The following is a 20,559-nucleotide window of genomic DNA, read 5'->3' as shown; positions in this document are numbered from 1 at the left end:
CATGCCTACTACTGCGGAGCTGACTGCGCTGATCTCCGAGGCGTCCGTGATTTTGGACGTGGCGGCGCAGCGTTTCGTGGCCGGGCACGGGGCCGATGGTGTCGTCTTCAAGGGCGGTAAGGACTTCGCCACCGAGGAGGATCTGGCCATCGAGCGAATGGTGGTGCAGGCACTCACCGAGCGCACCGGAATCGGTGTGCACGGTGAGGAATTCGGGGGTCCGGCCGTGGATTCCGGGCTGGTCTGGGTGGTCGACCCGATCGACGGCACGGTGAACTACGCGGCGGGTTCGCCGATGGCGGCAATTCTGCTGGGGCTGCTCTCCGACGGAGAACCGGTCGCGGGCCTGACCTGGTTGCCGTTCATGGGGGACAAGTACACCGGCTTCGCGGGTGGCCCCTTGGTGCGCAATGGCGTGCCGATGCCGCCGTTGCCCCGTGTCGATCTCGCAGATGTGGCGGTGGGGCTGGGCACCTTCAATGTGGACTGGAAGGGCCGGGTGCCGGGGCGCTATCGGCTGACGGTGCTGGAGAAGCTGAGCCGCATCACGTCACGACTGCGTATGCATGGCAGCACCGGTATCGATTTGGCGTTCACCGCGGGCGGAATCCTGGGTGGTGCGGTGAGTTTCGGCGCACATGTGTGGGATCACGCCGCCGGTATCGCATTGGTTCAGGCCGCGGGCGGTCACGCGACGGACCTCGGTGGCAATCCCTGGACCCCCGAATCGCCGTCGGTGCTGGTGGCCGCGCCCGGCGTGCACCAACAGATTCTGGAAGTACTGGCCGAGGTCGGGGATCCGGAGGACTACCGATGAGTGTTGCTACCCGTGTCATCGCCTGCCTCGACGTCGACGACGGTCGAGTGGTCAAGGGTGTGAACTTTGAAAACCTGCGTGATGCAGGAGATCCGGTGGAGCTAGCCGCCGCCTATGACGCCGAGGGTGTGGACGAACTCACCTTCCTCGACGTCACGGCCTCGTCCTCGGGTCGGGCGACGATGCTGGATGTGGTGCGGCGCACCGCTGAGCAGGTGTTCATTCCGCTGACGGTGGGCGGCGGTGTGCGATCGGTGGAAGACGTCAACGTGCTGCTGCGCGCCGGTGCGGACAAGGTAGGCGTCAACACCGCGGCGATCGCGCGCCCGGAACTGCTGGCCGAGCTGGCGCAGCGGTTCGGATCGCAGTGCATCGTGCTGAGTGTGGACGCACGCCGGGTCCGCGAGGGTGACCCGCCGATGCCGTCGGGATGGGAAGTCACCACTCATGGCGGCCGCACGGGCACCGGGATCGACGCCATCGAATGGACAACGCGCGGAGCCGAATTGGGAGTGGGAGAAATCCTGCTCAACTCCATGGATGCTGACGGCACCAAGGCGGGGTTCGATCTTGCGATGATCACGGCCGCGCGTGCGGCGGTCGACGTTCCGGTGATCGCCAGTGGTGGGGCTGGCGCGGTTCAGCATTTCGCGCCCGCGGTCAAAGCCGGTGCCGACGCGGTGCTGGCGGCCAGCGTCTTCCATTTCCGCGAGCTGACCATCGGCGAGGTGAAAGCGGCCATGGCCGCAGAAGGGATCACCGTGCGATGAGCGACCTCGATCCGGCCATAGCCGACCGCTTGAAGCGTGACTCTGCCGGTCTGGTGACGGCGGTGGTGCAGGAGCACGGCACAGGCACGGTGTTGATGGTCGCCTGGATGAATGACGAGGCCCTGGCACAGACGCTTGCGACGCGGCGCGGCACCTACTTCTCGCGGTCGCGACAGCGCCTGTGGGTCAAGGGCGAGACATCGGGTCACACCCAGTACGTGCACGCGGTGCGGCTCGACTGTGACGGCGACACACTGGTGCTCGAAGTCGATCAGACCGGGCCGGCGTGCCACACCGGCGCGCACAGCTGCTTTGACGCCGACGAGCTCTTGGGTGAAGAGCTCTAGGTTGCGCGTGCTAGCTGCGTGCGCGGAGGAACTCTAGGGCCTTATCCGCGTGCGCGTTCATGTTGAGCTCGCTGGCGAACACCTCAAGCACCGTCTTGTCGGTGTCGATGATGAACGTGGTCCGCTTCACGGGCGCCAGCTTGCCCAGCAGTCCGCGCTTGACGCCGAATGCGGTGGAGACCGCCCCGCCCTTGTCCGAGAGCAGTGGGTAGTCGAACTTGCGCTTGTCGGCGAAGTCGGCCTGCTTTTCGACCGAGTCGACGCTGATGCCGACGCGCGAGGCGCCCACTTCTTTGAATTCGCTTGCTAAGTCCCGGAAATGGCAGGCCTCGGCGGTGCAGCCGGGCGTATTCGCGGCGGGATAGAAGAACAGCACGACGGGTCCGTCGGCCAGGAGTGAGGAGAGGCTGCGGGTTGTTCCGGTCTGGTCCGGAAGTTCGAAGTCGGCGACACGATCACCAGGTTTCATGAGTCGAACGCTACGCCAGCGCGTCGGACAGCCGGTTTCCCAGGGCGGTGATTGTGCGCATGTCACCACGGACACCGGGCGCCCAGGGCAGTCCCAGCCGGTCTTTGGACTTGTCGATGTACCGGGGGATCACGTGGAGGTGAAAATGAAACTCCGTCTGCCATGCGTGCGCGCCGCAGCAATTCAGGAGGTTCACCCCGTCGGCCCCGAGTTCGGTGACGACCGCTTTGGCTATCCGCTGGGCAGTTAACGCGACAGCGCTCAGATCATCGGCCGGTATCTCAAGGAGATCCTTGCTGTGCCGCTTCGGAACCACCAGGAGATGTCCGTCCGCACCGGGGTTGATGTCCATGAACGCATAGGTTTTCGCGTCCTCTGCGACGCGCACGCCGGGTACGACACCGGAGACGATCCCGCAGAACAAGCACTCCTCAGCCACCGCTTCACGGTAGAGGCGTTGCGTTATCGAACGGGTGTTCGATAACATGAAGGCCCGGGAGACGCGGCCGGACGGGCCCGCGTATCGGCTCGACGTGATGAGGTGCGACGTGCCATCGACGAACGTGACGGTGTTCCTGCCGGGCGGCGCGGTATGGGAGTTTCACTGGGAATTGCGCTGGCGCGCCAGGTTTCCTCGGCACTCTCGGCATGGTGTGCCGAGGACTCCGTGCGAGCACCCGAGTGCCCCCACCGGCACGCCCGGGCCGCACATGCGGTCCCAGGCGTGCCGTCACATCAGCGGGCGGACAGCGGGCGTGACCGGATCACCCGTGGCCACCAGAACAACGGCCCGAGCAACTGGGCAATGGCGGGGGTGATGAACGACCGCACGATGAGGGTGTCCAACAGCAGGCCAAGGCCGATGATGGAACCGAGCTGGCCCACCGACAGCAGATCGCTGGACAGCATGGCCATCATCGTGGTCGCGAACACGATGCCCGCGGTGGTGACGACCTTGCCGGAGTTGGCCACCGCGCGAATCAGACCCGTATTGAGCCCCGCCTTGCTTTCCTCCAGATAGCGGGCGATGAGCAACAGGTTGTAGTCCGACCCCACGGCCACCAGGATGATGAAGGTGATGGGCAGATTCAGCCAGCTCAGCGGTATGCCCAGGAAGTGCTGCCAGACCAGTACCGAGAGGCCGAAGGCGCCCGAGTAGGAGAACGCCACCGTGCCAATGATGACCAGTGCCGCCACCACACTCCTGGTGATCAACAGCATGACCAGGAAGATCAGCGCGAACGCCGCGATGGCCGCAATCAGGAGGTCGGTCTTGGTGGCGTCCTGGATGTCCCAGTACGTCGCCGCCGCACCGCCCAGATAGACCCGTGATCCGGCCAGCGTCGTTCCTTTGAGAGCCTCCTTGGCCGCTGGCAGATAGGCCTGCGCGTGGTCGATGCCTTCCTCGCTCAGCGCCTCGCCGTCGTGGTAGATCATGTAGCGGGCGGATTTCCCGTCCGGTGAAACGAAGTACTTCAGATCGATCTGGAAATACGGATTGTCGAAGGCATCCGGGGGCAGGTAGAAGAACTCGTCGTTCTTGGAACTGTCGAATGCGTATCCGAGGTCCATCATCTGGCGACCCAGCTCATTCATCTGGGTGAGCATCGGCCGCATGGTGCTCTGCTCGGTGAGCACCACCTTTCTCATGTTGTCCAGTTCGGCGGCGCTTCTGCCGATGACCTCGACCAGTTGCGGAGTGACCGCGTCCTGGATCACGGCCGCCTTGAGGCTGTCGTCCACCGCATCGGTCATCGAATCGACCTGGTCGGTCATATCGAACAGCGATCTCATCGCCCAGCACATCGGGATATCGGCGCAGTGCGGTTCCCAGTAGAAGTAATTGCGCAGCGGCCGGAACTGATCGTCGAAATTGCCGAGGGTGTCCCGCATGCTCACCGTGACGTCTTTCAACTCCTGTGCGCCTTTGAGGGAGATATGCGCCGATCCTGCTTGCTGTCCGGTGAGTTCCTGCTGCTGGCGCATCAGGGCGGCCATCCGGTCGGTGATATCGGCCATTTGGGTGAATCGATCGGTGAGGTCCGTAAGAAACGGGAGTATCTCGTTGATCTTGGTTCCCATCGTCCCCATCGTGTACGTGAAGGACGAATGCTCCAGCGGCGTGCCCAGTGGCCTGGTGACGCTCTGGATCATGGCGACGCCGGGCGTGTGGAAGACCTCGCGCGCCACCTTGTCCAGCGCGATCATGTCCGTCGAGTTCCGCATGTCGTGATCGGATTCGATCATGAGCATGTCGCTGTTGAGCTTGCTCACCGGAAAGTGCCTGTCCGCTGCGGCGTATCCCTGATTCGCCGGGACGTCGTCGGCGATGTAGATCCGGTCGTTGTAGTTGGGACGGTACGACGGCAGCGTGATCGATCCGATCAGCACCACAACACTGCTCACCACGAGAATCCGGCCTGGCCAGCGCACGGTGACGGCGCCGACCTTGCGCCAAATACCCGCACTCGCCTTGACTTTCGGCTCGAAGACCCCGAAGCGGCTGCCCAGCGCCAGTACCGCGGGCCCAAAGGTGAGGGATGCCGCGACCGCGACGAGTGTCGCCGCCGCACACGGGATGCCCATGGTGTTGAAGTAGTTGAGGCGTGTGAACTGCAGGCAGAATGTGGCACCCGCGATGGCCAAGCCGGAGCCGAGGATGACGTGCGAGACGCCTTTCACCGCGGAGTAATACGCCGTCTCCCGATCCTCGCCCGCGTGGCGCGCCTCTTGGTACCTGCCGATCAAGAAGATCGCATAGTCGGTCCCGGCGCCAAGGATCAACGACACCAGGATGTTCGACGCGAAAACCGAGATGCCGATGAGCTTGTGATAGGCGAGGAACGCGACAACGCCACGCCCGCAGGACAACTCGACCATCACCACCAACAGCGTCAGGAGGGCGGTAGCGACGGATCGGTAGACGATGAGCAGCATCACCGTGATGATGGCGATCGTCACGTACATCAGGCGGATCATGCTTTGGTTGCCCACCTGAAGCATGTCTGTGGATAGTGGGGCCGAGCCGGAGACGTACACCTTGACTCCGTTGGGGGGCTGGACCTCGGCGACCAGCTCGCGGACGGCACGGATGGATTCGTCGGAGACCGTCGAACCCTGGTCGCCGGCGACCCGCACGAGGGTGTACGCGGCCTGCCCATCGGAGCTCTGCACGCCCGCGGCGGTCGTGCCCTGGCCCCACAGATTCATCACGTATTGGACGTGCTTCTTGTCGTTCTCCAGCTTGCTGGCCACGGTGTTGTAGAACGCGTGGTCGGCATCGTTGAGCTTGTGATCACCCTCCAGGATGACCATCGCCAGACTGTTGCTGTCCGATTCCTGGAACGATTCACCAATGTGAATCAGAGCCTTGGACGACGGCGCGTCGAGCGGAACCAGCGGGCCCTGGTTCGCGTCGGTGACGGGTTCGAGCTGCGGAACCACGGTGTTGATCACGACGGTGAATGCGGCCCAGGCCAGCACCACAAGTATGGCGAACCTGCGAATCGTCCTGGCGAACCACGGCTTCTGTGTGGAATGTGCGCTCATGCGGACAGCACCTGGCACCAGACGCCGGCGTGCTCGCCGGTTGCGGTGTGCTCCGAGCGCACTAAGCCGTCAACGGTGATGCGGCAGCCGACATTTCGGCCCGCCACCTGTGCGGTGATGTCGCCGGTCGCGGTCGTCAAGACGGTTGTCTCTGTATGTGTCCACGGCAACGCGGTGGGCTGGACATCGACGGGTCTGTTGTTGGTATCCCAGTAGCTCACCCGCGCCCAGCCGCCGTAGTCGCCAAACACCTCGTAGACGATGTTCTTGGGATTGAACTGGACGACGGCGAAATTTCCCCCGGGGCTGCGTGTGCGGTCCTGTGAGCCGAAGACGCCATGCGCGAACTTGATAGCCAGCCCTGCGGTGAGGAGTATCGCCACGGCGAGGAGCGGCAACCAGGTCTTGTTCAGCACGCGACGGCTCCTGGAGATGCTCATAGCTAACCCTTTCAGTCCCTGAGATATGGCCTTCGGGCATGCGGACATGGCGGCGTGTGTTCGCAGTTATACCGATGTTCTACTGCAAGAATGCGCCGGTCATCGTTGACCCGTTGACGTTCCATGTCGCTCGTTCCCGGATCTGTCGTCACAGCGCAGGCAAAGTCCTGAACGGATGCGTGACGAATACTATATAAGTTAAGTAATTGGTGTCTAGTGAGTGTGACGCAGACCGCGCCGAACGGGTTGTCGCCGATGTTGCCGAGCCTGCGGGCAGCACGGGCAGAGTTCGATAGCCTTAGGTCGGCACGTGCACATCCTGCGGTCGAGAGGATTCAAGAAGGGACGCGATGGTGGTCAAGGAGAGCTCGATCACCGTGCGCGATTGGTCGCAGAACAGGCCCGATCTCGACACGGCCTCCATGGAGATCATCGGCTTGTTGAAGCGCGCCTCGGGTCTGCTCGCGCGTGCGATAGAACCTCTGTGCACATCGGCTTCCATCCCGGAGCCCGAACACGACATTCTGATCGTGCTGCGATATCGCAAAGGTCCCGTCATCGCTCGTCACATCGCCGAAGAGCTTGGTGTATCGCAGGCGTGGGTGAGCCGAACGCTGCGCAAGCTCGAGGAGCGTGGATATGTGACTCGGGAGGCCAGCGTCAACGACCGGCGAGCGGTCATCATCAGCATGACCGATAGCGGGCGCGCAGTGGTTGATGAGCACTTCCCTGAGCGGTTGCTCATCCAGTCCGCGGCTCTCGCCGGACTCGGCGACGATCGTGACGCCGTGGTGGGAGGGCTGGAACGCCTGGTGGAGTCCCTGCGGGCCTACGAGGGCTAGGCCAATCAGGGTCAGCCCAATCCGGCCCGGCCCATCCGCGTCGGCAACGCGACCCAGTCGGCTGGCGGGGGTCTGGGAGAATAGCTTGCATGCATAGCACCGTCAGTGGCGCCGCGACCACGACCAGGGAAGAGTTCAACGCCCTGGCGGCGGTGCACCGGGTGGTGCCGGTGACTCGAAAAGTGCTGGCGGACAGCGAGACGCCGCTGTCCGCCTACCGTAAGTTGGGCGCCAATCGCCCCGGCACCTTCCTGCTCGAATCGGCGGAGAACGGTCGGTCATGGTCCCGCTGGTCGTTCATCGGCGCCGGATCTCCGTCTGCACTGACCGTCCGGGACGGTCAGGCCGCTTGGCTGGGGGCCACCCCCGAGGGAGCACCCGTAGGGGGCGATCCCCTCGATGCGTTGCGGGCCACGATGGACCTGCTGGCAGGCGAGGCGCTATCGGACCTGCCGCCGCTGTCCGGCGGCATGGTCGGCTTCCTGGCCTACGACATCGTCCGCCGGCTGGAGCGGCTTCCGCAGCGGACGACCGATGATCTGGGGCTGCCGGATCTGTTGCTCCTGCTCGCCACCGATATGGCGGCCGTCGACCACCACGAGGGCACCATCACGCTCATCGCGAATGCGGTGAATTGGGATGACACCCCAGAACGTGTCGCCGAGGCCTATGACGGTGCGGTCGCGCGACTGGACGTCATGACGGCTGCGCTCGGTCAGCCGCTGCCCTCCACGGTCGCCCACTTCGACCGTCCGGCACCCGCGTATCGCAGCCAGCGCACGGTGGAGGAGTACAGCGCCATCGTCGACAAGCTGGTTGGCGATATCGAGGCAGGTGAGGCATTTCAGGTGGTGCCGAGCATGCGCTTCGAAATGGAGACCGATGTCGACCCGCTGGAGGTGTACCGGATTCTGCGGGTCACCAATCCCAGCCCCTATATGTATCTGCTTCACGCGCCGGATTCCGATGGTGGGACGGCGTTTTCGGTCGTCGGATCGAGCCCGGAGGCGCTCGTCACGGTGAAGGACGGAGTGGCCACCACCCATCCGATCGCCGGAACGCGCTGGCGTGGCGCCACCGACGAGGAAGACACCCTGCTGGCCAAGGATCTGCTCGCGGACGAGAAGGAACTCTCTGAGCACCTCATGCTGGTCGATCTGGGCCGTAACGATCTTGGACGCGTCTGCACCCCGGGCACCGTGAAGGTCAGCGATTACAGCCACATCGAGCGCTACAGCCACGTCATGCATCTGGTGTCGACGGTGTCTGGACTACTCGCGGACGGTAAGACCGCACTGGACGCCATCACCGCGTGCTTCCCCGCAGGAACGCTGTCGGGTGCGCCCAAGGTGCGCGCGATGGAGCTCATCGAGGAAGTCGAGCTCACTCGCCGCGGCCTCTACGGGGGAGTGCTGGGGTACCTGGACTTCGCCGGAAATGCCGATTTCGCCATCGCGATCCGAACCGCGCTGTTCAAGGACGGTCATGCCTACGTGCAGGCCGGCGGCGGTGTGGTGGCCGACTCCACAGGCGAGTACGAATACAACGAGGCGCGGAACAAGGCCACCGCGGTGCTCAACGCGATCGCGGCCGCCGAAACCCTCACGGGCGCTGCCGATGTCTGATCCGGCCACGCCGAATCCGGGCCGGAAGCGTCTTCTCGCGGGGGCCGGACTGCTCCTGATCGCCGCTGGCGGGTTGTGGGGGGCATCGAAGCTCACCTGGGTCCGCCTGAGGTCGTTCGACGGTTTAGGGGAGCCCCGAACCATTCTGGTGTCGGGCGCCGACTGGTCGGCCGCCCTGTTTCCGCTGGCGGTCGCCTTGGTCGCGGCGGCCATCGCCACCCTCGCCATCCGCGGATGGGCACTGCGGATCTTGGCTGGTCTCGTGGCGATCATCGGGGCCGGCGCGGCCTACCTGGGTGTCAGCCTCTGGGCCATTCGCGACGCCGGACCCCGCGCGGCGGAGGTCAAGAACGTGCCGGTATCCACCTTGATCGGCGCCGATCGGCTCTCCGCTGGCGCCACGACCACGGTCATTGCCGCCGTCGTGGCGGTATTGGCCGCCATCACGCTCCTGCGGGCCGCACGGGGAGCCGTGGACACGAAGTACCAGACCCCGGCCGCCCGGCGCACTGACGGCACCGATCCGGGAGATAAGACGCAGAGCGAGCGGGTGATGTGGGACAGCCTGGACGACGGAAACGACCCCACCCTCGGCCCGGCCGAGGGTTCATCCAGCCCCACCTGACCCGGTTTTCGTGTGCGACCCCACAGCGGCTACCCTCTGTGAAGTTCGAGTGCGCAGGCGCGGGGGCGCCGCAAGAAGGGAATCGTCGAGGTCATGAGTTCGGGAACCGTACTCGATTCGATCCTCGATGGCGTGCGCGCTGATGTCGCGGCTCGCGAAGCCGTTGTCGATCTCGCCACAGTCAAGGCAGCAGCCAAGGCCGCGCCCAAGCCACTCGATGTCATGGCCGCCCTGCGGGTGCCGGGTATCGCCGTGATCGCTGAGGTCAAGCGGGCCAGCCCGTCGCGTGGTGCGCTCGCAGATATCAGTGATCCCGCCGAGCTCGCCAAGGCCTACGAGGACGGCGGAGCTCGGATCATCAGCGTGCTCACCGAGGGGCGGCGGTTCCATGGAAGCCTCGATGATCTTGACTCCGTACGTGCCGCGGTATCAGTTCCGGTGCTGCGCAAGGACTTTGTAGTTGGTCCGTATCAGATTCACGAGGCGCGCGCCCATGGCGCCGACCTGATCCTGCTGATCGTCGCGGCGCTCGAACAGAACACACTCGTTTCCCTGCTCGACCGCACCGAGTCCCTCGGGATGACCGCGCTGGTGGAAGTACACACTGAGGAAGAGGCCGATCGTGCGCTGTCTGCCGGCGCCTCCGTCATCGGTGTCAACGCGCGCGATCTGAAAACTCTTGAGATCGACCGGGATTGCTTCTCGCGCATCGCACCCGGACTGCCCAGCGGCGTAATCCGTATCGCCGAGTCCGGCATTCGCGGGACCGCCGATCTGCTGGCCTACGCCGGCGCCGGTGCCGACGCAGTCCTGGTAGGCGAGGGATTGGTGACCAGTGGCGATCCGCGGGGAGCCGTCGCTGATTTGGTGACTGCGGGTACGCACCCGTCCTGCCCCAAACCGGCTCGCTAGTCGATGTCTGACGGTCTTCGCGCAAGCGGCTCCAACATGAAGAACACCGGCCTACCGCAGATGAGCGCTGCGATCGCCGAGACCACCGCACATGATCCCGATGGTCGAGGGCATTTCGGTCCCTATGGCGGCCGCTATGTGGCCGAGGCGCTCATGGCCGTCATCGAGGAAGTCACCGCCGCGTACGAGAAGGTCAGATCCGACCGCTCGTTCCTTGACGAGCTCGATCGGTTGCAGACGCATTACGTGGGCCGCCCGTCGCCGCTTTACGAGGCCGAGCGCCTCAGTACCCATGCGGGCGGAGCGCGAATCCTGCTCAAGCGAGAAGACCTGAACCACACAGGCTCCCACAAGATCAACAACGTTCTCGGTCAGGTTCTCCTGGCCAAGAGGATGGGTAAGACCCGTGTCATCGCGGAAACTGGTGCGGGGCAGCACGGCGTCGCCACTGCCACCGCATGTGCGCTTCTGGGTCTGGAATGCGTGATCTACATGGGGGCCGTCGATACCGCGCGCCAGGCGCTCAACGTCGCGCGGATGCGGCTGCTGGGTTCAACCGTGGTGTCCGTGGAGTCGGGGTCGAAAACCCTCAAGGACGCCATCAACGACGCCATGCGCGACTGGGTGACCAATGCGCACAACACCTACTACTGCTTCGGTACCGCCGCAGGTCCCCATCCCTTCCCGGTGATGGTCCGCGATTTCCAGCGCATCATCGGTATGGAGGCGCGGGCGCAGGTACTGGATCAGGTGGGCAGATTGCCCGACGCGGTGGTGGCCTGCGTCGGCGGCGGCTCGAACGCGATCGGTCTCTTCCATGCCTTCATCGACGACCCGGCAGTCCGGTTGATCGGATACGAGGCTGCCGGCGATGGTGTCGAAACTGGAAGGCACGCTGCCACATTCACTGGCGGGACACCGGGCGCTTTCCAAGGTTCCTACTCCTATCTGCTGCAGGACGAAGACGGTCAAACCATCGAATCGCATTCGATTTCAGCGGGTCTGGATTACCCAGGGGTGGGTCCGGAACATGCCTGGCTGCGCGAAACCGGCCGTGCCGACTACCGTCCGGTCACCGACAGCGAGGCCATGGACGCCTTCCTGCTGCTCTCGCGCGCTGAAGGAATCATCCCGGCGATCGAATCGGCGCATGCGGTCGCCGGCGCACTCAAACTCGGAGCCGAGTTGGGCGCGGGCGCACTCATCGTGGTGAACCTGTCGGGTCGCGGCGATAAGGACGTGGAGACCGCGGCCAAGTGGTTCGACCTCTTGGACAAGAACGGCACCGACCAGGATGGAACTAGGCCATGACGCAGCCCGGCCGCCTGACCGAAGTCTTCGGCACGTGCCGCGCCGAGGGGCGCGCCGCGTTGATCGGGTACCTGCCCAATGGGTATCCCGACCTGGACACCTCGATCGAACTCATGACCACGCTGGTGCGGGGCGGATGCGACATCATCGAGGTCGGGATCGCCTACTCGGACCCGATGATGGACGGCCCGATGATCGCGGCCGCCGCGGAAACCGCGCTGACCAACGGAGTTCGGGTAGCCGACGTCTTCACCACTGTCCGCGCCATTACCGAGGCCGGCGGGCATGCTGTTGTCATGTCGTACTGGAATCCGGTGCTGCGGTACGGAGTTGACGCGTTCTCGCGTGACCTCGCGGCGGCGGGGGGGCTCGGGATCATTACTCCCGATCTGATCCCCGACGAGGCGCAGGATTGGATCGCCGCCTCGGACGCGCATGACCTCGATCGCATCTTTCTGGTCGCGCCCTCATCCACGCCGGAGAGGCTAGAGATGACGATCGGCGCATGCCGGGGATTCGTCTATGCGGCCTCCACGATGGGTGTCACCGGCGCCCGCGATGCGGTCTCGAACGCGGCTCCCGCCCTGGTCAGCAGGGTTCGCGAAGTCTCCGATATCCCCGTGGGTGTCGGCCTTGGCGTGCGATCCGGCGCGCAAGCGGCCGAGATCGCCGCGTACGCCGACGGTGTCATCGTCGGCTCGGCCCTGGTGGCGGCCGCCCCACAAGGCGCGACCGCCGTGCGTACCCTGACTGAAGAATTGGCTACCGGAGTGCGGCAGGGCATCGGCCCGAGGTCGACCTCGGGGACAACAAGGACAACACTGTGACAGTCGTGAATCTGGCGTACATCCCCAGCCCGCCCCAAGGGGTCTGGCATCTGGGACCGATCCCGATCCGCGCCTACGCACTGTGCATCATTGCGGGCATCATCGTCGCGCTGGTCATCGGCGATCGTCGATGGGAACAGCGCGGCGGCGAACGTGGCGTCATCTACGACATCGCGTTGTGGGCAGTGCCTTTTGGGCTGGTCGGTGGACGGCTCTATCACGTGATGACCGACTGGCAGACCTACTTCGGTCCGCACGGTAAGGGGCTGGGCAAGGCGATAGCCGTCTGGGAAGGCGGTCTCGGCATCTGGGGCGCCGTCGCCCTCGGAGGCGTCGGCGCCTGGATTGCCTGCCGCCGTCGGGGAATTTCCTTGCCTGCGTTCGGCGACGCGATCGCACCCGGAATCGTGCTGGCCCAGGCCATAGGCAGATTCGGTAACTACTTCAACCAGGAGCTCACCGGTGGCCCCACCACGCTGCCGTGGGGGCTGGAGCTGTTCTACCGGCGTTCCGCCGACGGCACGGTTGACGTCCTCAACCTCAACGGCGTGTCCACCGGCGAGGTCGCCCAGGTTGTGCACCCCACCTTCTTGTACGAATTGTTGTGGAACGTCCTCGTTTTCGCGCTGCTGATCGTCGTCGACCGGCGCTTCAAGATCGGGCATGGACGTCTGTTCGCGATGTATGTCGCGGCGTACTGCGTGGGACGCTTCTGGGTCGAGTTGATGCGCGTGGATCCAGCGACACAGTTCGGTGGGATTCGCGTCAACTCGTTCACGTCAACCGTGGTGTTCCTCGGTGCGATTGCATACATCCTCCTGGCGCCCAAGGGCCGTGAGGACCCGGCGACCCTGGGCGGCACCCCCGCGCAGGCCGAAGACGCTACCGAGGACACCGACGGAGTCCCCGAGGACGTGGATACCGCGGGAGAAGACGTCACGAAAGACCCGGTGGAAGACACCGCGGAGGAATCTGCCGACGAATCCAGTGAGAACTCTGGCATTGTGGAGAAATGACCGAGAGCACTCCGCCTCCTTTCGGAACACCTCCGCCGGTGCCCCCACCGCCTGGCATTCCGTATCCGCCGCCTTATGTGGATCCCGCCGCGCCCTACGGGCGCGATCCGGCCACCGGTGCGCCGTACTCCGATAAGTCGAAGCTGGTCGCCGGCCTGTTGCAATTACTGGGCCTGGTCGGATTTCTGGGCTTCGGCCGCATCTACCTGGGTCAGACACTGCTGGGTGTTGTCCAGCTGCTGATCGGTTTGGTGACGTTCGGCATCGTCGCGATTGTCTGGGGGATTGTCGATGCGGTCCTGATTTTCGGCGGCAAGGTCAGCGACAAGGCAGGTCGCCAGCTCCGGGACTAGCCCGGCGGGTGTGAGACAATGGTGATGACCGGGACGGCCCGGTAATTCTTCGCCAGGGGACGGCCTCACCGAAATGTGGAGGTATCTCTCATGGTTTGGCTGGTCCTTCTTCTCGCGGGTCTGCTCGAGGTGGGCTGGGCAATCGGCCTGAAATACACGGAGGGGTTCACCCGCCTGTGGCCAACAGTTGGCACCGTCGGATCGATGATCGTCAGCATCGCGCTGCTCGGCCTCGCGATGAAGAGCCTGCCGGTAGGCACCGCATACGCGATCTGGGTGGGTGTCGGTGCCGTCGGCACTGCGATCCTGGGCATCGTGTTGTTCGGTGATTCGGCCAACGTCTGGCGACTGCTCAGCCTGGGATTGATCGTCGCCGGCATCATCGGTCTGAAATTGGCCTCCTGACAACGTAAACCGGCGAAGGTAACCGGTGAGTGAATCGTGCCCGCACTGACTCGTGAGTAGGTACCACCACGACTATGCTCAAAAGTCGTGACGAGACGCGGAAAGATTGTTTGCACCCTCGGTCCTGCGACCGGTTCGGCTGAGCTTGTGCGCGAGCTCGTCGAATCCGGGATGGACGTCGCGCGACTCAATTTCAGCCACGGCGAGCACGTAGACCATGAGCAGAACTACCGCTGGGTGCGTAAGGCATCCGACGAGTCCGGGCGCGCGGTCGGTGTTCTGGCGGACCTGCAGGGCCCCAAGATCCGGCTGGGCCGGTTCGCCACCGGATCCGCTCACTGGGCCACTGGCGAACTGGTCAGGATCACCGTCGAGGACGTGGTGGGGACCCCCGATCGAGTCTCCACCACGTACAAGCAGTTGGCTGCCGATGCTGCCGTGGGCGACAGGCTTCTGGTCGATGACGGCAAGGTCGGCTTGACCGTCACCGCCATCGAAGGCAACGACGTGGTCTGCCTGGTCACCGAGGGCGGTCCGGTCAGCAACAACAAGGGTTTGTCGCTACCCGGGATGAACGTCTCGGTGCCGGCCCTGTCCGAAAAGGACATCGCAGACCTTGAATTCGCACTGCGCCTCGGGGTCGACCTCATCGCGCTGTCGTTTGTGCGGTCACCCGGCGATGTCGAACTCGTGCACGCCATCATGGACCGTGTCGGACGTCGTGTGCCGGTGATCGCCAAGCTGGAAAAGCCCGAGGCCGTCGCCAACCTTGAGGCCATCGTGCTGGCATTCGACGCGATCATGGTCGCCCGGGGCGACCTCGGTGTCGAGCTGCCACTCGAAGATGTGCCGATTGTGCAGAAGCGCGCGATCCAGATCGCGCGCGAGAACGCCCGTCCGGTCATCGTGGCGACTCAGATGCTCGAGTCGATGATCGAGAACTCGCGGCCGACACGTGCCGAGGCCTCGGATGTCGCTAACGCGGTTCTCGATGGCGCGGATGCCGTGATGTTGTCGGGGGAGACCTCTGTCGGCAAGTACCCCATGGAGGCGGTGCGGACGATGGCCCGCATCGTGTCCGCGATCGAGAGCCATTCGGTCAGCGCACCTCCGTTGACCCACGTGCCCCGCACGAAACGTGGCGTCATTTCGTACGCCGCGCGCGATATTGGCGAACGCCTGAACGCGAAGGCGCTCGTGGCGTTCACGCAGTCCGGTGACACGGTGCGGCGGCTGGCGCGGCTGCACACCCCGCTGCCAGTGCTGGCGTTCACCCCGCTGCCCGAGGTGCGTAGCCAGCTGGCGCTCACCTGGGGAACCGAAACCTTCATCGTCCCGGTCATGGATACCACCGACGGCATGATTCAGCAGGTGGATACGGCATTGCTGGCGATGGAGCGCTATCAGCGGGGAGATCTGGTGGTGATCGTCGCGGGTGCTCCGCCGGGGACAGTAGGCTCGACCAATCTGATCCACGTGCACCGGATCGGCGAGGACGACCACTAGGGAAGAGGATCAGCATCAGCAACGCACCTGATTTCGCACAGCTACTCGCGCTGCTGGAGCTGAAGAACCCCGAGACCGACGTGTTCATCGGTGGTCATCCCACGGTCAATCCGCCCCGTACCTTCGGCGGACAGTTGATGGCGCAGTCCGTCGTGGCCTCCGGCCGCACCGTGTCGGAGAAGCTTTCACTGGCGGCCGTCTCGACCCATTTCATCAACGGTGGCGACCCAGCACAGGACATCGAATTCCGGGTACTCCGGCTGCGGGACGAGCGCAGTTTCGCCAATCGCCGCATCGACGCGGTCCAGGGGGACCTCTTGTTGTCCTCGGCGTTGGTGTCGTATCTGAAGGACTCTCCGGGGCTGGAACACGCGGTAAAGCCGCCCGTGGTGGCCAACCCGGAAACACTGCCGAGCATCGACGAGCACCTGGTCGGTTACGAGGAAACTGTGCCGATGTTCGTGGCCGCCCTCAAACCCATCGAGTGGCGGTACGACAATGACCCCGCATGGGTACTCAAGGCCAAATCTGAACGGCTGGAACATAATCGGGTCTGGATGAAGACTCACTCGCCGCTGCCCGATGATCCGGTGCTGCACAGTGCGGCACTGGTCTACTCCTCGGACACCACGGTGCTGGATTCGATCATCACCACCCATGGGCTGTCCTGGGGTTACGACCGGATCTTCGCGGCCACCATCAACCACAGTGTGTGGTTTCATCGTCCACTGCGGTTCGATGACTGGGTGCTCTACGCCACCGAGTCGCCGGTAGCCTCGGCAGGCCGCGGGATGGGGGCGGGACGCTATTTCGATCGCGAAGGAGCGTTGCTGGCCAGTACTATCCAGGAAGGCATTATCAAATACTTTCCGGGGCGGTCATGATTCGAATTCTTTCTCTGCTGGTGCTGGTTCTCACTGTCGTCACCATCATTTCCATTATCAAAGACCCGGTGAAGCCCAACGGCGAGAAGCTGCCGTGGGCCATCATCGTGCTCGTGTTCCCGATCTTCGGCCCCATTCTCTGGTTTGCCATCGGAAAGAGCGATCCCTCGGACCGCTGGTAGCCACGGGAGTATCCTTAAGGTCCGAACAGGGCGACTGTGGGAGGTGGCGGAATGCTCGAACCGTCAGCCGTTACCACTCATGTGCGTATTGCTGAACGCGTTGCAGTTCACAGTGATTCGCGGCGAGCACGCTTCGTAAGTGCCGCCGCGGTTTTATTTGTCGCGGGATGGCTGGTGCTATTGGTTGCCCATTCCGGATACCCGGTGCAACCCGATTTCGACGAAATCCTTTGGCCCCTCACCGTTCTGTTCTGCGTCGGGTTCATCGCCCGTGGCATCTTCCTGGGCCGGCCGGTCACCTACGGCCACGCGGCGTGGTCGGCGGCAGCTGTTCTGATCGCGCTGGGGGCCAGCATCCTGCAGTTCGAGCGCACCGGCGATGCGCTGGTCATCGCCGCCGGACTCATCTTGATGTGGCCGACATCGGCACCGGCGCAGCCCGAAGCGTTGCCCCAGGTCAGCGCCCTGGTAGCCAGGACCAGTGACGACCCGTTAGCCGCCTTTGCCATGCACTCGCTCAAGTCCTATTACTTCAATACCGATCGCACGGCGGCGATCGCGTATCGGACACGCGCCGGTTTCGCCGTGGTGGGGGGAGATCCGATCGGAGATGAATCCGGTTTCCCGTCCCTAGTGCGGGAATTTGCGGCCATGTGTCGCTCGCACGGCTGGCGCATCGCCGTGCTGGGGTGCAGTGAACGCCGCCTGCCGCTCTGGGGCGACGCGCGCACCGTGGGCCATCCGCTACACGCCGTCGCGGTGGGTCGCGATGTCGTCGTTGACGTGCAGACCTTCGACATGGTGGGGCGCAAGTATCGGAACCTGCGCCAGGGCATGCAGCGCACGCACAACTCGGGGATCACCACCGAGATCGTCGATGAGCGTCGTCTCGACGGTGCACTGCGCGCTGAACTTCAACAGGTGATGGAACTTTCGCATGGAGGCCGATTCGAGCGCGGGTTCTCGATGATCCTCGATGGCGCGTTACTCGGCCGATATCCCGGCATCCGGTTGATCATCGCTCGCGACGATCTCGGTGCGGTGCAGGGATTTCACCGATACGCCACCACCGGGGGCGGCACCGATGTCTCGCTCGATGTGCCATGGCGGCGCCCTGGCGCCCCCAACGGCATCGACGAGCGACTGACTATCGACATGATCACGGCTGCGAAGACCGAAGGAGCCCGCCGCCTGTCGCTGGCGTTCGCGGCATTCCCGGAGATCTTCGCTGAGAACGACCGCACCCGGGTACAGGAGCTCTGCTACTCGGCGATTCATGTGCTCGACCCGCTGATCGCACTGGAGTCCCTATACCGTTACCTGCGCAAATTCCACGCGCTGGGTGACCGGCGCTACGTGCTCGTACAAATGTCCACGTTGCCGCTGGTCGCATTCGCGTTGCTGAGCCTGGAATTCAACCCACGGTTGCGCCCCAAAACACCAGCTGAGGCGCCTGCGTAACAGGACATTAACGTTGGGAAAACGCGCACGACTTGGGTGATCGACAGGCTGTCCGCGTGACCGACACTCTCGATACGACTGCATCCGCACCCGTTTCGTCTGCTCCGTCCACCCACGATGCCGCGGAGAGCGCGGCCCTGCGGGAGACGTTGGAGGACTACACCCTTCGATTCGCCCCGCGGCGTTTCCGCCGGTGGAGCCCGGCGGTGGTGGGGGTGACCGCTCTCGGCGGCATCGCCTACCTGGCGGACTTCGCGATCGGTGCCAATATCGGAATCTCCTATGGCACCGGAAATGCATTGTGGGGCATAGGGGTTTTCGCGGTCATCATCATCCTGACCGGGATCCCCGTGTCCTACTACGCGGCCCGCTACAACATTGATCTTGATTTAATCACGCGCGGAAGCGGATTCGGCTACTACGGCAGCATCGTCACGAACATCATCTATGCGACGTTCACGTTCATATTCTTCGCGCTCGAGGGCTCGATCATGGCCCAGGGCCTCAAGCTCGGACTCGGCATACCGCTGCCCATCGGATATGCGGCCTCCACCATCATCATCATTCCGCTGGTCATCTACGGGATGAAGGCGCTGTCGGTGCTCCAGGTGTGGACCACCCCGTTGTGGCTCGTCATGATGGTCATCCCGTTCGTGTATCTCGTGGTGCGCCACCCGGATTCAATCGGAACCTTCTTCGCCTACGGAGGCAAGGAGGCGCAGGGGGTCAATCTGGGGTCGATCATGCTCGCCGCCGGTGTGTGCCTGTCCCTGATAGCGCAGATCGCCGAGCAGATCGACTACCTGCGCTTCATGCCGCCCAAGACACCGGAGAACAGCCGCCGCTGGTGGACGGCGATGTTGTTGGCGGGGCCTGGCTGGGTGCTGTTCGGGGCCATCAAGCAGGTGATCGGCCTCTTCCTGGCGGTGTATCTGATCGCCAACGTGGCGGGCGGTGCCGCGGTGGCCAACCAGCCCGTGCACCAGTTCCTGGAGATCTACCAGAACATGATGCCGCACTGGCTCGCCATCACGCTGGCCGTGATTCTGGTCGTGATCAGCCAGATCAAGATCAACGTCACCAACGCCTATTCGGGCTCGCTGGCCTGGACCAACTCGTTCACCCGCATTACCAAGCACTACCCGGGCCGATTGATCTTCGTGGTGTTCAACCTGGTGATCGCGCTGGTGCTGATGGAAGCCAACATGTTCGACTTCCTGAACACCATCCTCGGGTTCTATGCCAACTGTGGCATGGCCTGGGTGGTGACGGTGGCGACCGATATCGCGATCAACAAATACCTGCTCAAGATCTCGCCCATGGAACCCGAATTCCGGCGCGGCATGCTCTACAACGTCAATCCGGTCGGATTCGTCTCGATGCTGCTCTCGGCAGGCATCTCGATTCTGGTCTTCTTCGGAGTATTCGGAGAGGCGATCCGCCCCTACTCGCCGATCGTGGCAGTAGTGATCGCCTTTGTGCTGCCGCCGATCCTCGCGGTGGCCACGCGCGGTAAGTACTACCTGCGTCGCACCGATGACGGTATCGACCTGCCGATGTACGACGAGTACGGAAACCCGTCGGATGAGTTGCTTCCTTGCGCGGTCAGCGGTATCGAGTTTGAGCGTCCCGACATGCTCGCCTCGGCCAAGCCAGGTCCCAACGGTGAAAAGCAGTACATCTCATCGCTGAGCCTGGCCACCGACCGCGCTGGCGAGCACGTGCTGCCTGCCGATCCGCCCACGCGGTAGGGATTACGGCTCGGGGGTACCGGCCTTCTGGTTCATTCGATTTTCGAAAGCGTTCTGGCATTGGGCCGCCTTGGCCTGATCGCCCTTCGCATCAGAGACGCACGTGATGAAGTCGCTCAAACCGGCTGACTTCATGAAAACCAGAGTGAACACCACAACCAGCGTGGACAGCAGTATGGCCAGGCTCCCGAGCACGATGCCCGAGATCGCCACGCCACGGTTATCGGCCTCCGCGCGCCTGACCCGGCGTACGCCCACGATGCCGAGACCAACCGCCACAAGGCCGCCGATAAATCCGCCGAAGACGGTGCATGACAAGAGGATGGCGATGATTCCCACGACCAGTGCTCCCACACCGAAGCCATTCTTGGGAGCCGGTGGGGGAACCGGCATCCCGGGCGCCCCGTACGGGTACGGGTAAGCAGGGGGCGGGTATCCGCCGGGCGGCTGGTACGGGTGGTACGGCG

The 20,559-nt window shown here is 63.9% G+C and carries 22 protein-coding genes; 17 read left to right on the top strand and 5 right to left on the bottom strand.

Annotated elements, in window-relative coordinates:
* Nucleotide 1: 1 nt before the first annotated feature.
* From B4394_RS17855 to hisI, 3 genes are read left to right on the top strand one after another with little or no spacing between them, the layout of a single operon-like run.
* A complete protein-coding gene (locus B4394_RS17855; RefSeq protein WP_078315845.1) occupies nt 2-817 on the top strand; it encodes an inositol monophosphatase family protein in 816 nt (271 codons plus the stop codon).
* A complete protein-coding gene (hisF, locus tag B4394_RS17850; protein ID WP_078315844.1) occupies nt 814-1,587 on the top strand; it encodes an imidazole glycerol phosphate synthase subunit HisF in 774 nt (257 codons plus the stop codon). The genes B4394_RS17855 and hisF overlap by 4 nt, the downstream gene beginning before the upstream one ends.
* Nucleotides 1,584-1,934, top strand: a complete 351-nt coding sequence (gene hisI / locus B4394_RS17845; RefSeq protein WP_078312051.1) for a phosphoribosyl-AMP cyclohydrolase — start codon at nt 1,584-1,586, stop codon at nt 1,932-1,934. The genes hisF and hisI overlap by 4 nt, the downstream gene beginning before the upstream one ends.
* A gap of 10 nt (nt 1,935-1,944) precedes the next feature.
* Here hisI and B4394_RS17840 read toward each other — a convergent pair whose 3' ends face one another.
* The 4 genes from B4394_RS17840 to B4394_RS17825 form a co-directional block, all read right to left on the bottom strand.
* On the bottom strand, nt 1,945-2,403 hold the full coding sequence (locus B4394_RS17840; RefSeq protein WP_078312052.1) for a peroxiredoxin: 459 nt from the start codon (nt 2,401-2,403) through the stop codon (nt 1,945-1,947).
* A 10-nt stretch (nt 2,404-2,413) separates the two neighbouring features.
* The gene (locus B4394_RS17835; RefSeq protein ID WP_078312053.1) at nt 2,414-2,842 is read right to left on the bottom strand and encodes an HIT family protein; all 429 of its coding nucleotides are present in this window, start codon (nt 2,840-2,842) and stop codon (nt 2,414-2,416) included.
* A 296-nt stretch (nt 2,843-3,138) separates the two neighbouring features.
* Nucleotides 3,139-5,952 carry an MMPL/RND family transporter gene (locus B4394_RS17830; RefSeq protein ID WP_078315843.1) on the bottom strand — a complete coding sequence of 938 codons (2,814 nt, stop codon included), beginning with the start codon at nt 5,950-5,952 and terminating at the stop codon, nt 3,139-3,141.
* Nucleotides 5,949-6,392: an MmpS family transport accessory protein gene (locus B4394_RS17825; RefSeq protein ID WP_078312055.1), complete on the bottom strand. Its 444-nt coding sequence runs from the start codon at nt 6,390-6,392 to the stop codon at nt 5,949-5,951. The genes B4394_RS17830 and B4394_RS17825 overlap by 4 nt, the downstream gene beginning before the upstream one ends.
* Nucleotides 6,393-6,742: 350 nt before the next feature.
* Between B4394_RS17825 and B4394_RS17820 the strand changes: the two genes are divergently transcribed.
* The 14 genes from B4394_RS17820 to B4394_RS17755 all read left to right on the top strand — a co-directional run bounded on the left by B4394_RS17820 (nt 6,743) and on the right by B4394_RS17755 (nt 20,092).
* Nucleotides 6,743-7,234 (top strand): MarR family winged helix-turn-helix transcriptional regulator, encoded by a 492-nt coding sequence (locus B4394_RS17820; protein WP_078312056.1) that lies wholly within the window; start codon nt 6,743-6,745, stop codon nt 7,232-7,234.
* Nucleotides 7,235-7,323: 89 nt separating this feature from the next.
* On the top strand, nt 7,324-8,859 hold the full coding sequence (locus tag B4394_RS17815) for an anthranilate synthase component I (RefSeq protein ID WP_078315842.1): 1,536 nt from the start codon (nt 7,324-7,326) through the stop codon (nt 8,857-8,859).
* On the top strand, nt 8,852-9,484 hold the full coding sequence (locus B4394_RS17810) for a TIGR02234 family membrane protein (RefSeq protein ID WP_078315841.1): 633 nt from the start codon (nt 8,852-8,854) through the stop codon (nt 9,482-9,484). Before B4394_RS17815 ends, B4394_RS17810 begins: the two co-directional genes overlap by 8 nt.
* 93 nt (nt 9,485-9,577) lie before the next feature.
* Nucleotides 9,578-10,396 carry an indole-3-glycerol phosphate synthase TrpC gene (gene trpC / locus B4394_RS17805; protein ID WP_078288115.1) on the top strand — a complete coding sequence of 273 codons (819 nt, stop codon included), beginning with the start codon at nt 9,578-9,580 and terminating at the stop codon, nt 10,394-10,396.
* Nucleotides 10,397-10,432: 36 nt separating this feature from the next.
* Nucleotides 10,433-11,707, top strand: coding sequence for a tryptophan synthase subunit beta (trpB, locus tag B4394_RS17800; protein WP_078315840.1), 1,275 nt, complete (start codon nt 10,433-10,435; stop codon nt 11,705-11,707).
* A complete protein-coding gene (gene trpA / locus B4394_RS17795; protein WP_078312060.1) occupies nt 11,704-12,534 on the top strand; it encodes a tryptophan synthase subunit alpha in 831 nt (276 codons plus the stop codon). Before trpB ends, trpA begins: the two co-directional genes overlap by 4 nt.
* On the top strand, nt 12,531-13,550 hold the full coding sequence (gene lgt, locus B4394_RS17790; protein ID WP_078315839.1) for a prolipoprotein diacylglyceryl transferase: 1,020 nt from the start codon (nt 12,531-12,533) through the stop codon (nt 13,548-13,550). Before trpA ends, lgt begins: the two co-directional genes overlap by 4 nt.
* Entirely contained in the window at nt 13,547-13,903 is a 357-nt protein-coding gene (locus B4394_RS17785; RefSeq protein ID WP_078312062.1) for an NINE protein, read from the top strand. The genes lgt and B4394_RS17785 overlap by 4 nt, the downstream gene beginning before the upstream one ends.
* A gap of 90 nt (nt 13,904-13,993) precedes the next feature.
* A complete protein-coding gene (gene sugE, locus B4394_RS17780; RefSeq protein WP_078288120.1) occupies nt 13,994-14,308 on the top strand; it encodes a quaternary ammonium compound efflux SMR transporter SugE in 315 nt (104 codons plus the stop codon).
* A gap of 87 nt (nt 14,309-14,395) precedes the next feature.
* Nucleotides 14,396-15,814 carry a pyruvate kinase gene (pyk, locus tag B4394_RS17775; protein WP_078315838.1) on the top strand — a complete coding sequence of 473 codons (1,419 nt, stop codon included), beginning with the start codon at nt 14,396-14,398 and terminating at the stop codon, nt 15,812-15,814.
* Between the two features lie 14 nt (nt 15,815-15,828).
* A complete protein-coding gene (locus tag B4394_RS17770; protein WP_176112821.1) occupies nt 15,829-16,698 on the top strand; it encodes an acyl-CoA thioesterase II in 870 nt (289 codons plus the stop codon).
* A complete protein-coding gene (locus B4394_RS17765; RefSeq protein ID WP_030097729.1) occupies nt 16,695-16,880 on the top strand; it encodes a PLD nuclease N-terminal domain-containing protein in 186 nt (61 codons plus the stop codon). The genes B4394_RS17770 and B4394_RS17765 overlap by 4 nt, the downstream gene beginning before the upstream one ends.
* Nucleotides 16,881-16,931: 51 nt before the next feature.
* The gene (locus tag B4394_RS17760) at nt 16,932-18,341 is read left to right on the top strand and encodes a bifunctional lysylphosphatidylglycerol flippase/synthetase MprF (RefSeq protein ID WP_078315837.1); all 1,410 of its coding nucleotides are present in this window, start codon (nt 16,932-16,934) and stop codon (nt 18,339-18,341) included.
* A gap of 56 nt (nt 18,342-18,397) precedes the next feature.
* Nucleotides 18,398-20,092, top strand: a complete 1,695-nt coding sequence (locus tag B4394_RS17755; RefSeq protein ID WP_078312066.1) for a purine-cytosine permease family protein — start codon at nt 18,398-18,400, stop codon at nt 20,090-20,092.
* Between the two features lie 3 nt (nt 20,093-20,095).
* Here B4394_RS17755 and B4394_RS17750 read toward each other — a convergent pair.
* Nucleotides 20,096-20,559 (bottom strand): DUF4190 domain-containing protein (locus B4394_RS17750; RefSeq protein ID WP_286142108.1); only part of this gene is annotated, 464 nt, incomplete at its 5' end.

The organism is Mycobacterium sp. D16Q16, from assembly GCF_002013745.1.
Taxonomy (GTDB): domain Bacteria; phylum Actinomycetota; class Actinomycetes; order Mycobacteriales; family Mycobacteriaceae; genus Mycobacterium.
The sequence above is the reverse complement of the archived record's forward strand: the minus strand, read 5'-3'. Positions and strand labels throughout refer to the sequence as shown.